Source organism: Sorangiineae bacterium MSr11367 (assembly GCA_037157805.1).
GTDB classification, from domain to species: domain Bacteria; phylum Myxococcota_A; class Polyangia; order Polyangiales; family Polyangiaceae; genus Pendulispora; species Pendulispora rubella.
In genome coordinates this window covers 3339354-3352378 of the sequence record CP089983.1, presented here as the reverse complement: position 1 = coordinate 3352378, position 13025 = coordinate 3339354, and the positions used below count along the sequence as shown (strand labels likewise).

General features: G+C 64.7%; 10 protein-coding genes. 9 read left to right on the top strand and 1 reads right to left on the bottom strand.

Annotated features, from left to right (window positions below):
- Nucleotides 1-4 precede the first annotated feature (4 nt).
- The 9 genes from LVJ94_13500 to LVJ94_13460 all read left to right on the top strand — a co-directional run bounded on the left by LVJ94_13500 (nucleotide 5) and on the right by LVJ94_13460 (nucleotide 11395).
- A complete protein-coding gene (locus LVJ94_13500) occupies nucleotides 5-3613 on the top strand; it encodes a hydantoinase B/oxoprolinase family protein (protein WXB08246.1) in 3609 nt (1202 codons plus the stop codon).
- A 1-nt stretch (nucleotide 3614) separates the two neighbouring features.
- Nucleotides 3615-4889, top strand: a complete 1275-nt coding sequence (locus tag LVJ94_13495; protein WXB08245.1) for an MHS family MFS transporter — start codon at nucleotides 3615-3617, stop codon at nucleotides 4887-4889.
- Between the two features lie 252 nt (nucleotides 4890-5141).
- Nucleotides 5142-5510, top strand: a complete 369-nt coding sequence (locus tag LVJ94_13490) for a nuclear transport factor 2 family protein (protein WXB08244.1) — start codon at nucleotides 5142-5144, stop codon at nucleotides 5508-5510.
- A 125-nt stretch (nucleotides 5511-5635) separates the two neighbouring features.
- Nucleotides 5636-7375, top strand: a complete 1740-nt coding sequence (locus tag LVJ94_13485) for an FAD-binding protein (protein ID WXB08243.1) — start codon at nucleotides 5636-5638, stop codon at nucleotides 7373-7375.
- Between the two features lie 58 nt (nucleotides 7376-7433).
- Nucleotides 7434-7763, top strand: coding sequence for a copper-binding protein (locus LVJ94_13480; GenBank protein ID WXB08242.1), 330 nt, complete (start codon nucleotides 7434-7436; stop codon nucleotides 7761-7763).
- Between the two features lie 5 nt (nucleotides 7764-7768).
- Nucleotides 7769-8137 carry a copper-binding protein gene (locus LVJ94_13475; GenBank protein WXB08241.1) on the top strand — a complete coding sequence of 123 codons (369 nt, stop codon included), beginning with the start codon at nucleotides 7769-7771 and terminating at the stop codon, nucleotides 8135-8137.
- Between the two features lie 66 nt (nucleotides 8138-8203).
- Nucleotides 8204-10387 carry a hypothetical protein gene (locus LVJ94_13470; GenBank protein ID WXB08240.1) on the top strand — a complete coding sequence of 728 codons (2184 nt, stop codon included), beginning with the start codon at nucleotides 8204-8206 and terminating at the stop codon, nucleotides 10385-10387.
- Nucleotides 10388-10392: 5 nt separating this feature from the next.
- Nucleotides 10393-11013: a peptide deformylase gene (locus LVJ94_13465; protein ID WXB08239.1), complete on the top strand. Its 621-nt coding sequence runs from the start codon at nucleotides 10393-10395 to the stop codon at nucleotides 11011-11013.
- Between the two features lie 22 nt (nucleotides 11014-11035).
- Nucleotides 11036-11395, top strand: a complete 360-nt coding sequence (locus tag LVJ94_13460) for a GFA family protein (GenBank protein ID WXB08238.1) — start codon at nucleotides 11036-11038, stop codon at nucleotides 11393-11395.
- A 149-nt stretch (nucleotides 11396-11544) separates the two neighbouring features.
- Here LVJ94_13460 and LVJ94_13455 read toward each other — a convergent pair whose 3' ends face one another.
- Complete coding sequence (locus LVJ94_13455; protein ID WXB08237.1) at nucleotides 11545-12942, bottom strand: M20/M25/M40 family metallo-hydrolase; 1398 nt, start codon at nucleotides 12940-12942, stop codon at nucleotides 11545-11547.
- Between the last annotated feature and the right edge of the window lie 83 nt (nucleotides 12943-13025).

Here is a 13025-nt window from a genome sequence, read left to right as displayed (position 1 = left end):
CTTTGTGAAGCAACCCTCGCAATGGCAATTCTGGATCGATCGCGGCGGCACGTTTACCGACTTGGTGGCACGTGACCCGAGCGGTACGATCTTCACGCACAAACTCTTATCCCACGCCCCCGAGCGCTACCGCGACGCGGCGTTGGCCGGCATTCGGCACTTCCTAGGCGTCGCCGAAGGCGAGCCGATCCCGGCCGAACGCATCGACGTCGTAAAAATGGGCACGACCGTGGCAACCAACGCGCTGCTCGAGCGCAAGGGTGAGCCCACGGCGCTGGTCATCACGCGTGGCTTCGGCGACGCGCTCCGCATCGCGTACCAGAATCGTCCGCGGATCTTCGACCGCCACATCGTGCTGCCCGAGCTGCTCTACACGCGGGTCATCGAGGTCGACGAGCGCATCGCCGCCGACGGCACCGTGCTCACACCGCTCGATCCGGTACCCGCCATCGAGCAATTGCGTGCGGTGTACAATGAAGGACTTCGCTCGGTGGCCATCGTCTGCATGCACGGCTACCGCTATTCGGAGCACGAGCGGCGGCTCGTGGAGTTGGCCCGCGGCATCGGCTTCACCCAGGTGAGCGCCTCATACGAGTGCAGCCCGCTCATGAAGATCGTGCCGCGCGGCGACACCACGGTGGTGGACGCGTACCTTTCGCCGATTCTGCGCAGGTACGTCGACGAAGTGGAAAAAGATCTCTCCGGCGTGCGCCTCATGTTCATGCAGTCCAACGGCGGCTTGGCCGAAGCCCATCGCTTCCGCGGCAAAGACGCCGTTCTGTCGGGGCCGGCCGGTGGCATCGTGGGCATGTCGAAGACGTCGGAACGCGCCGGCGAGACACACGTCATCGGATTCGACATGGGCGGCACGTCGACCGACGTCTCGCACTACCAGGGCGAATTCGAGCGCACGTTCTTCGCGCAGGTCGCCGGCGTCCGCATGCGCGCGCCCATGTTGAACATCCACACCGTGGCGGCGGGCGGCGGGTCGATTCTCACCTTCGATGGAAGCCGCCTGCGCGTCGGTCCCGAGTCGGCGGGCGCGGTGCCCGGCCCGGCGTGCTATCGCCGCGGGGGACCGCTCACGGTCACCGATGCGAACGTGATGCTCGGGCGCATTCAAACGGAGTATTTCCCGCGGGTGTTCGGCCCCTCGGGCGATCAGTCGCTCGATGCCGAGGTGGTGCGCGCGAAATTCGAGGCGATGGCCGCCGACGTGGGAAAACCCGTAGAGGACATCGCCGAAGGCTTTTTGCGCATCGCCGTGGCCAACATGGCCAATGCCATCAAGAAGATATCGGTTCAGCGCGGGCACGACATCAAGCGCTACGCGCTCACCACGTTCGGAGGTGCGGGCGGCCAGCACGCATGCCGGGTGGCCGACGAGCTCGGGATGACCAAGGTGCTCTTTCCGCCGTTCGCCGGCGTTCTCTCGGCCTACGGCATGGGCCTGGCCGACGCGGTGGCGATGCGCGAGCGCGCCATCGAGGCCGAGCTCACCGACGCGTTGGTTCCCGCGCTCACCGACGCGGGCGATGCGCTCTGCGCGGAAGCGCGGCGCGAGCTCGAAGGCGACGGAGTGGCTGCCGCGTCCATTTCGGAATCGCGCCGGGTGCACCTGCGCTACGCGGGGACGGACTCGAGCTTGCCCGTGCCCTGGGGTCCGCGCGCGGAGATGATGGCGAACTTCGAGCGCGTGCACCAACAGCGTTACTCCTTCGCGATGGATCGGCCGCTCGTCGTCGAAGCCGTCTCGGTGTCGGTCGTGGGCTCGGCCGAGGCGCCCGACGCGCACGTCAGCGCGCGCGCCCCGCGGCAGGGTGCGCTGGCATCGTGCGGGATCGCGCGCATGTTCCACGAGGGTGCATGGGAGGAGTCGCGCATCTACCGCCACGAGGACCTGCGTCCGGGCGATGGCGTGGAGGGCCCGGCCATCATCGCGGAGGCGAATGCCACCATCGTCGTGGAGCCTGGGTGGCGCGCCACGTTCCTCGAGGGCGACTACCTCACCATGACGCGGGTCCAGCCCCGCGCGCAGACGCATGCCATGGGCACGAGTGTCGACCCGGTGATGCTCGAGATCTTCAACAATTTGTTCATGTCCATCGCCGAGCAGATGGGCGTCATGCTGGAAAATACGGCGCACTCGGTGAACATCAAAGAGCGTCTCGATTTCTCGTGCGCCATCTTCGACAGCGAGGGCAACCTCGTAGCGAATGCGCCGCACATGCCCGTGCACCTCGGCTCCATGGGGGAGAGCGTGCAGGAGATCCTCCGCCGAAACGCGGGCCGAATGGAACCGGGCGACGCTTATGCCGTGAACGACCCGTACCACGGCGGCACGCACATTCCGGACATCACCGTGGTCACGCCGGTGTGGAGTGACGACGAAAAGGACATTCTCTTTTACGTCGCATCGCGCGGCCACCACGCGGAAATCGGCGGCATCACGCCGGGATCGATGCCTCCGTTCAGCAAGAACATCGAAGAGGAAGGCGTTCGCTTCGACAATTGGCTTCTCGTGCAGGGCGGTCGCTTTCGCGAGGACGAAACCCGCCAACGGCTCGAGGACGCGCGGTATCCGTCGCGAAACGCAAAAAGCAACTTGGCCGACTTGCGCGCGCAGGTCGCGGCCAACGAAGAGGGCATTCACCAGCTCCGCAAGATGATTGGGCACTTCGGGCTCGACACGGTGCGGGCGTACATGGGGCACGTCCAAGACAATGCCGAAGAGGCCGTCCGCACGGCCATTTCCGCGCTGCGCGATGGCCAATTCTCGTATGAGATGGATAGCGGCGCACGCATCGAAGTGGCCATTCGCGTGGATGCGGGCGCGCGCTCGGCGGTCATCGATTTCACGGGCACCTCGGCGGAGCTCGCGAGCAATTTCAATGCGCCCAAATCGGTCACCCTGGCCGCGGTGCTCTACGTGTTTCGCACCTTGGCGCAGGGCGATATCCCGCTCAATGCGGGCTGCTTTCGCCCGCTGCGGGTGGTCATCCCGGAAGGGTCGATGCTCGCGCCGTCGTACCCTGCGGCGACGGTCGCCGGCAATGTGGAGACCTCGCAGGCCATCACCGGCGCATTGTACGCCGCGCTCGGTCTTCAGGCGGAGGGCTCCGGCACGATGAACAACGTCACCTTCGGCAATGCGAAGCACCAGTACTACGAGACGGTGGCCAGCGGCTCGGGCGCCGGGGACGGCTTCGAGGGCACCGCGCTGGTGCAGACGCACATGACCAACTCGCGCCTGACCGATCCCGAGATCCTCGAGTGGCGCTACCCCGTCGTGCTGGAAAGCTACGCGATTCGTCGGGGCAGCGGCGGCGACGGTCGATGGCGCGGCGGCGACGGAGGAACGCGGCGCATTCGCTTCCTCGAGCCGATGACCGTGTCGCTGCTCTCGGGCCACCGGCGCGTCCCCCCGTACGGCATGGCCGGCGGCGCGCCCGGCGGCCTGGGAAAGAACTGGGTCGAACGCTCCAACACGGGAGGGGGCGGCGGCATCACCGAGATGAACGGCTGTGACTCCGCCGATGTCGAAGCCGGCGATGTCTTCGTGCTGCACACACCCGGCGGCGGTGGGTACGGCCCACCGCGCAAGGAGCCGTGACGTGAGCCGCAAGGCACGCCGCGTGGTCATAGCGAGCCTCGTGGGCACCTCGCTCGAATGGTACGACTTTTTTCTCTACGGTCTCGCCGCCGCGCTCATCTTCAAGAAGCTGTTCTTCCCCACGTTCGACCCGCTCGCAGGAACCTTGGCCTCGCTGGCGACGTACGCCGTCGGCTTCGTCGCGAGGCCCATCGGCGGGGCCATCTTCGGGCACTTCGGCGACACGATCGGCCGCAAGAACATCCTCATCTTCACCTTGGTGCTGATGGGAGCCTCCACCTTTGCCATCGGTCTTCTGCCGACCTACGACTCCATCGGCGTGGCCGCGCCCATTCTGCTGGTCGCGCTGCGCTTCCTGCAGGGGCTCGGCCTCGGCGGCGAATGGGGCGGCGCCGTGCTCATGTCCATCGAGCACAGTCACGAAGGGCGCCGCGGCTTGGCCGCGAGCTGGCCACAAGTGGGCGCCCCCGCGGGCAACCTCCTCGCCGCCGGCGTGCTCGGTGTGCTCTCGGCCGCGATGCCCGACGAGGCCTTCCATCGCTGGGGCTGGCGCCTTCCCTTCTTGCTCAGCGCCGCGCTCATCGTCGTGGGCCTCTGGATCCGCCGCTCGATCAGCGAATCGCCTCTATTTCTCGAGGCCAGGCAGAAGCACGACGTTCCCGAGATGCCGCTCCTCGAGGTGCTGCGCCAACACCCGCGCGAGCTCTTGGTCGTGCTGGGCGCGCGCATCGGCTCCGACGTTTGCTACTACATCTTCGCACTGTTCATCGTGACCTACGCCACGCAGCACGCGGGTCTGCCGCGCGAGGTTGCGCTGCATGCTGTGCTCATCGGGTCCGCATTTCAGCTCGTCTTCATGCCCCTCTTCGGCGCGCTGTCCGATCGCTACGGTCGCCGCCCCATCTCGATCGCCGGCGCGATCGGAGCTGCGGCATGGGGCTTCGTCTTCTTCCACTTGCTCGACACCAAGAAGGCGGTGCTTCTCTTCGCGGCCGCGGTCATCGGCCTCTTCTTCCACGCCGCCATGTACGGCCCGCAGGCTGCCTTCGTCAGCGAACTCTTCTCCACGCGCCTGCGCTACAGCGGTGCCTCTCTGAGCTACCAAGCCGCGGGCATCCTCGGTGGCGCACTCGCCCCCATGATCGCCCTCGCGCTCCTCACCTATTTCGGCACCTCCCTCGCCGTGAGCCTCTACCTCCTCGGCGCCCTCGTCATCAACATCGCCGCCATGCTCGCCGCCCCCGAAACCCGCCACGCGGACCTGCTGAAAAACTAGAGAGAATTTACATGAAGGCGGGAAGGCGGGAAGGACTTACGGCAGGGACGCGCGGAACGCTTTTTGAGGGTTTCCAGTTGGCCTACTGAGCCAATTGGAAAACCTCAAATCCTTCCCGTCTTCCCGTCTTCCTGTAAATCCCCCTCTTCTTTGCGGAGCGCGTCCTACCTCGCAGGTAATTGAGACGTTTCCCTTGGGGCACCATGGTGGGTGGTGTCGAAGATCGTTTCGACCCGAAGCAAGGAGCCTCTCATGAGCCGATCCGTCAGTGACTTGGTGCAGGGATACCTCGATAGCTGGAACGAGACCGATCCCAGCGCGCGTCGCACCGTCATCGAGAAAAATTTCACGAGTGATTGCACCTACACGGATCCATTGGCCGCCGTCGCGGGGTGCGAAGGGGTCGATGGCTTCATTGCCGCCGTGCAATCCAAATATCCAGGAATCGTCTTTACGCTCGGTAGTGCGATTGACGCCCACCACGACCAAGTCCGCTTCACATGGCACGCTGGACCGCCTGGGTCCAAAGAACCGGCCGCCATTGGCTTCGATGTTGCGGTATTGGAGAATGGCAAAATCCGTCACGTATTTGGATTTCTCGACAAGGCACCGCCCGCCTGATACGCGCTCGAAGCATCGAAGGCGGGTGTCCGCGTCGGCACGTGCAGAAGATTTTTCCGCTTCGCCTTGCCTGAAGATGGACGAATCGAGCAAGCTCCGGACATTCGAAATACGGGGGGAGACATATGACATCGAAATCTCGGCGGAGCTTCCTCGCGACGGCAGCCGGCGCATCGGCGATGGGAATGATGAACTGGGCGGAAGGCATTCCGCTGCTTCGAATTCCCGTCGCCAGCGCGGCATCCACATTGGCCGCGCCGTCCCGTTTTCCAAGTTTCATTCGACTCTACCAACAAGCGTATCAGAACTGGTCCGAACAAATCACCGTCGAACGGGTGTGGACGTGTGCTCCGGCGAATGCCCGAGAAGTCGTCGCCCTGGTCAATTGGGCCCATCAAAGTGGATATCGACTTCGTCCCAAGGGGATGAGTCATAATTGGTCTCCCGTCCTTTTGCCGAATGGCGCCGACGTCTCGAAGACCATCCTCGTCGACACCACACGCCTCGCCTCCGTGCGGGTCGATGCCCGCGGGCAGGTCAAGTCGGTCACGGCGGGTGCGGGCACACTGATGGCGCGGGTGCTCGAGGAACTCGAGGCGCGCGGCCTCGGTTTCGCGGCCATCCCCGCCCCGGGTGACATCACCGTCGGCGGCCTTTTGGCGATTGGCGCGCACGGCACGGCCATTCCTGCGCGCGGAGAAACCCCGACACCGGGACAGACGTATGGCTCGTTGTCCAATTTGATCCTCTCGATCACCGCGGTGGTCTGGGACGCATCCCGCAGCGAATACGTACTGCGCACCTTCCAGCGAAACGATCCGGACATTCGCGCCTTCCTCGTGCACCTCGGGCGCGCCTTCGTCACCGAGGTCACCTTGCAGGTCGGCACCAACGCGCGCCTGCGCTGCCAGAGTTGGTACGACATTCCCGCGCGCGTCGTCTTCGCGCCGCCGGCCTCCGCGGGTCCGCACTCCTTGGCCGCCCTCACCGAAAAAGCGGGACGGGTCGAGGCCATCTGGTTCCCCTTCACCACCGTGCCATGGATCAAGGTTTGGTCGCTGGCGCCGGAAAAACCTTGGCTCGCCCGCCACGTGCGCAAGCCCTACAACTACGGATTTGCCAATTCGATCAGCCAGGAGCAATCCGAGTGCATCGAGAAGATCAACGCCGGCGCGGCCTTCCTCACGCCGCTGCTCGCCAATTTGTTCACGGGCGCCGCCGGCGCGGGCCTCATTGCCTCGGGCACGTGGGATCTCTGGGGCTGGTCCAAAGACGTCTTGCTCTACGCCAAGGCCACCACGTTGCGCGTGGCCGCCTTGGGGCTCGCCATCGTGACGTCGCGTGAGAACCTCCAGCGCGTCGTCTCCGAGGTATACGCCGAATACACGCGGGCCATCTGCGCCTATCAGCTCAAAGGCCAATTCCCCATGAGCGCCCCGCTCGAAATCCGCATTACGGGGCTCGATCAGGCGCGCGACGTGCAGGTCGCCGGCGCGCAATCGCCGTTGCTCTCCGTCGCGAGACCGCGGCCCGACCATCCCGAGTGGGACACGTGCGTGTGGATCAACATGCTCACCATCCCGAAGATGCCGCACGCGAACGAGTTCTATGCGGAGATGGAGCGCTGGATGTGGACCAACTTTTCCGGCTCCTACGCCAGCGTGCGCCCCGAATGGTCCAAAGGCTGGGCACACACCGACACCGGCGCGTGGACCAACCAAGCGGTGCTATCCAGCGCCATCCCGGACACGTTCCGTGCCGGCCAAGCGCGGGGCGATGATTGGGATACGGCCCTCACGATCCTGGATGGCTATGATCCGCATCGCATTTTTGCCAATCCGTTCCTCGACTCGCTTCTCGTGTAGACGTCGACGCGACATTTTGCCGCTCCCCAACGCGACGGGAACGTGACAGAAGGGCGGCATGCGGTTGTTCGTTCCCCGTGCCCTCTTCGTCGCGTTCCTCGTCGCGTCCGCCTCGGCGCTCGCACATGGCGTACGTCCGCCCGTCGCCGAAGCGTGTGGCTCGGAAACGCACACGGCGCGGGGTGTGGTGCGATCGTTCGGGCCCGAACGAAAATTCGTGAACATCGCCCACGAGAAGATCGAGGGCTACATGATGGCCATGACCATGTCCTTCGAGCCGCGAGGCTCGGGCCAGCTCGAAGGGCTCGCCGTCGGTGACAACGTGGCATTCACGTTCACCGCAACGGAGGACGGACGCCGTCTCATCGACGCCATCACGAAGAAGTAAACGCCGTGACGGAAACACGTTCCTTTCTCCGGCGACACCTCCCCTGGGCGCTCTCGGCGTGGATCCTCCTCACGGCGGCCGTGGTCGGGGTCGTCGTGTGGCTCGATGCGCGGCGCCAACCGATGCCCGCCGCCGAAAACGAAGCATCCAAACACGAAGCGTCTGGCGTGATTCGCTCCTTCGGATCGGGCCGAAGCTACGTCAACATCGCGCACGATCCCATCGAAGGCTTCATGGCCGCGATGACGATGGCCTTCGAATTTCAGAGCTCCGAGCAATCGTCCGGCCTCGACGTGGGGGATCGCGTCACGTTCTCCTTTTCCGCGGATCGACAAGGCCGGCTGGTCATCGACTCCATCGCCAAAGCACCGTGACGAAAGCGGGGTCATGGGCTAAACCTGCCGAACACGACTTTTCTTCGTTCGGTAGGAGTTTCACCCATGCTCTTCTCTTGGCCCCGGCGCCACCTCGGTGCGTTCGCCGTCGTTGCAGCCTGCGCTGCCTGTAGCGCGAGTTCGTCGCCCGACGACGGCGGCGGCAACACCACGCAAGATTACGCCATTCGCACGCAGGCCATCGACAAGGTCGACCTGCTGCTCGCAGTCGATAATTCGTTTTCGATGGGCGACAAAGAGGCCATTCTGGCCGACGCCATCCCCGACTTGCTCGCGCGACTTCTCACGCCTCGTTGTGTGAACGACGAGGGCGCGCCCACCGGTGCATCGGCCGATGCCATGGGCAAATGCGTGGGCGGCAAACCCGAATTCGCGCCGATTCACGATTTGCACGTCGGCATCGTGTCATCGTCGCTCGGAACCTTCGCCGACATCTGCCCGCGCACGGAACCGGAAAACGACGACCGCGGGCATCTGCTCGCGCGTGTCGCCAGGGGCCAGCCTGCCGCGCTCTCCAAGCCGAGCAACTTCCTCACGTGGCTTCCCGAGACGCAGGAGAATCAAGGCAAGAGGCCCGTCGACGGCGCCACCACGGAACCGAGCGTCGAGAAGCTCACCCAGGATCTGTCCAACTTGGTGCGCGGCGTGGGCAATCACGGGTGCGGCTTCGAGGCGCAGCTCGAGAGCATGTACCGCTTCTTGGTGCAGCCCGATCCGTATGCGACGGCCGAGCGCGAGGGCGACAGCACCGTGCTGCGGGGCATCGATTCCGACATTCTCAGGCAGCGCCGCGATTTTCTCCGGCCCGATTCGATCGTCGCCGTCATCATGCTGACCGACGAAAACGAAGCTTCGCTCGACCCGCGAGCCTTGGCCGGCCGAGCGTGGCAGTACCAGAGCTCCGCGCACGTCAAAGGCGGTACGAGCCCGTGCGCGACCCATCCGAACGACCCCGCGTGCACGACCTGCTTTCTCGCGACGGCCAGCAGCCGTCCCGAGTGCGCGGCGGCCCTGGGCGACGAGGCCGATCCCCCCGCCCTGCGCTTCTTCGACATGAAGCGGCGCTTCGGCGTCGACGCACGTTACCCCATCGAGCGCTACGTTCGCGGGCTCTCCCAAGTGCGCATCCCCAACCGCGATGGGGAGCACCCCGGCGACGCACTCGCGTACTTGGGCGATGCCAATTGCAGCAACCCGCTTTTCGCGCGCGACCTCCCCTCGAGCGCGTCGGACACATCGCAGCTGTGCAACCTGCCGCGCGGCCCGCGCACGCCGGACATGGTCTTTTTCACGCTCATCGGCGGTGTGCCCTGGCAGCTTCTCACCACCGAGCCGGGTCGGTTCACCAACAACACCGGGTCGTTGAAGAACACGCTCGACGAGGCGGATTGGAAGCGCATCCTCGGGGCCGACCCGTTCCACTACGATTTCAACGGACTCGATCCGCACATGCGCGAGTCGATCACCAAGCGCGAGGGACTCCCAGCGCCCGATGATGCGCTGCCCCGTGAATGGGATACGCGTGGGCAGGACTTGCAGTATGCATGCACCTACCCGCTCGCCACCCCGAAGGATTGCTCGGCTTCACCGGACGGATGCGAATGCACCCAGCAATCGGACTCGTCGATTTGCGATCCGACGCGTCCGTCGATGCAGGTGCGCGGCAAGGCCTATCCCAGCGTGAACGCACTCGCCGTGGCGAAGGCACTCGGCCCGCAGGGCGTGGTCGCCTCGGCATGCCCGCGCACCATGGATGTGAACAGGCCCGAATACGGCTACCGCCCCGCGATCGAAGCGCTGGTCAGCCACATGAAGTCGGCCTTCGGCCCCGAGCAGTGCCTGCCCACGGCATTGGCCCCTCGGGAAAACGGCACGGTCGACTGCAGGTTGCTCGAGCTGCTTCCGGCGGGCGAGCAGGCCACCGCGTGCGATCCCGCCAAGGGGCTCGAGCAGCCCGAGGCCTCGGCCCTGACGCGCTTCCGGGAGAACCAGAAGGCCGCAAACGCCGACGCCGCATCGCTCGCCCTTCCCGTGTGCGCGCTGAAGCAGCTGCTTTCCGCGGATCTCGTGCAGGGCTCCTGCGAGTCATCACCCGCGCCCGGTTGGTGCTACGTCACGCGGGCAAGCCAGCCGGCCGCCAAATGCGAGCGCTCGATCCGGTTCTCCACCGGCGGAAAGCCGGCGCCGGGCACGGTCGTCGAGCTTCAGTGCACGCCGCAGGCTATATAGATCGTATGACCGCTTCCCCGTTGGTCCCGATCGTCCAAATCGGCGCCCCCGTGTTGCGTGGGGCCGCGCACGACGTCGACCCGGCGCGAATCGCCACCAAGGAATTCCGCGACCTGGTCCAAACGATGATCGACGTGATGCGCCAGGCCCCGGGTGTGGGCCTGGCCGCCCCGCAAATTGGCATTCCCCTCCGCCTCATCGTGCTGGAAGACCGCGAGGAATTCCTGACGCAATTGAGTCCGGAGGAGCGCGCCCTCCGCGGGCGCGTTGCCTTCCCCACGCGCGTCTTCGTCAATCCGGTGCTCACGCCCATCGGCGACGAGACCGCGACGTTCTTCGAGGGCTGCCTGAGCGTCAGCGGCTACGTCGCCCTGGTGGAGCGTTACCTCGAGGTGGAGGTGACCGGCCTCGACGAGAACGCCGCGCCGCAAACGTGGCGGGTGCGCGGCTGGCCCGCCCGCATCCTACAGCACGAGGTCGATCACATTGGCGGCACCCTGTACATCGACCGCATGAAGTCGCGCTCCTTCTCCACCGTCGAAGCGGCGAAGGAGCATTACGCGAACAAATCCATCGCCGAAATCGTCCACGCTCTCGACGCGAACCGTCCCACGTCCATCCCTTGACGACTTGCTCGTATGATGGTTCGTGAAAGCGATGAAAACGTACTCAGGCGGCTGCCATTGCGGCAAAGTTCGTTACGAAGTCACGGCTGAAATCGACAAGCTCATGCAGTGCAACTGCTCGATGTGCTCGAAGCGGGCTCACCTCTTGACCTTCGTGGGCGCCGACCAGTTCCGTCTTCTCGCAGGCAACGACGCCCTGCAGGATTATCAGTTCAACAAGAAGATGATCCACCACCTGTTCTGCTCGACCTGCGGCATCGAATCATTCGCCCGCGGCCAGAAGCCCGACGGCTCCGAAATGGTGGCGATCAACGCGCGCTGTCTCGAGGGCGTCGACGTCGGCGCCTACCCCATCCAACAAGTCGACGGCAAAAACTTCTGAGATCCCAGAAAGAGGATTCACAGGAAGACGGGAAGGCGGGAAGTTTTTTTTGGGGGTTGAGGACGATCTTCAATCCCCATCTCAAATCCCTTCCCGTCTTCCCGTCTTCCCGTCTTCCCGTCTTCCTGTGAATCCTCTCTTCTTCTTTCTTATTTGCGACCGGGCGTCAGGTCTTTGGCCAGTTCTTCGTACAAATAGATTGCGCTCTTGATCGCTTTTTCCCAATCGCCCAGGTGCAGGCTCTCGTTCTCGGAGTGGGCGTTGGTGTACGGATCTTCCACGCCGATGAGCAGCGCGGGCACGCCACCGAGCTCGTTGGCGAACGGCTCCACGAAGGGAATCGATCCGCCCGCACCAATGGTCAGCGGTTCACGGCCATAGCCCTTTCGCAAGGCGCGGAACGCCGCTTGGAACGCGATGTGCGACGAATCCGTGTACCACCAGCGGCCCGTGTGCTCGGCCTTGATGTCGATCTCGAGGCCCCACGGCGTGGCCTTTGTCAGCGCCTCGATCAGCCGGCCCTTCACGTCCTCCGGATCCAGATCGGGCACGATGCGAATGCCCACCCTCGCCCATGCCGATTCACAAATGATGTTTCGCGCGTCCTTGCGGCTGCTCGCCTGAATGGCATTGACCGAAATCGACGGGTGACGCCAATTGGTCTCCCACCAATGACGGCCACCGAGAAGTTCCACGCCGGGCAGCATCCCCGCCTGATCGCGGAAATTCGCTTCGTCACCCGGCAGCGCCTCGATGCTCACGCGCTCCGCCTCGGTCAGCGGTTTCACCTTGTCGACGATACCGGGAATGGCGATCGACCCGTCCGGATTGGTCAGGCTGGCCAGAATTCGGCATAGCCCCATCACGGGATCGGGAACCGGGCCGCCCCACATGCCCGAGTGCAGCGACTGCTTCAGCGCGCGCACCTCCACGTCGACGGCGATGATGCCGCGCAGCGACGTCGTGATCGACGGCAGCCCCGTCTCGAAGTTGCCCGTGTCGGTGAGCACGATGGCGTCGGCTTGCACCAGCTTCGAATTTTTCCGCAGAAACTCCGCCAGGTGCCCGGAGCCAATCTCCTCTTCACCCTCGATGACGACTTTCACGTTGAGCGGAAGGGAGCCCGCGCTCTTCAGCCAGGCGTCCACCGCCGATGTGTGCACGACGATGCCAGCCTTGTCGTCCGCCGCGCCGCGCGCGTAAAGCCGCCCATCGCGCTCGGTGGGCTCGAAGGGCGGGCTCGCCCACGCCTCGGCATCGCCCGTGGGCTGCACGTCATGGTGCGCATAGAGCAGGACCGTAGGCTTGCCCGGTGCCTTGAGCACTTCACCATAGACATAAGGGTGCGCGCCCTCGACCTCGAGAAGCTGCACATTGTCGAACCCGCGTTTCTCGAGAAGCCGCGCCGTCGCCTCCGCGCTCGCCCGTACATGGCGCGGATCGAAGCCGTCGAACGAGACACTGGGGATGCGTACCAGGGTCTTCAAATCCTCGAGGTACTCGCCCTTCCGCTCCTCGAACTGCTTGATTGCTCGGTCAATCGCCATGGTTCGATCCTCTAGCAGCTAACTTGACGAAAACCGAGGTCGTGCCCATATCATTGACTGTGTCAACCAATCCATTGACTGAA

Bases quoted from the DNA above. Each gene is read 5' to 3' on its own strand.
- LVJ94_13485 (WXB08243.1), top strand. From the start codon at position 5,636: ATGACATCGAAATCTCGGCGGAGCTTCCTCGCGACGGCAGCCGGCGCA.
- LVJ94_13490 (WXB08244.1), top strand. From the start codon at position 5,142: ATGAGCCGATCCGTCAGTGACTTGGTGCAGGGATACCTCGATAGCTGG.
- LVJ94_13455 (WXB08237.1), bottom strand. From the start codon at position 12,942: ATGGCGATTGACCGAGCAATCAAGCAGTTCGAGGAGCGGAAGGGCGAG.
- LVJ94_13470 (WXB08240.1), top strand. From the start codon at position 8,204: ATGCTCTTCTCTTGGCCCCGGCGCCACCTCGGTGCGTTCGCCGTCGTT.
- LVJ94_13465 (WXB08239.1), top strand. From the start codon at position 10,393: ATGACCGCTTCCCCGTTGGTCCCGATCGTCCAAATCGGCGCCCCCGTG.
- LVJ94_13480 (WXB08242.1), top strand. From the start codon at position 7,434: ATGCGGTTGTTCGTTCCCCGTGCCCTCTTCGTCGCGTTCCTCGTCGCG.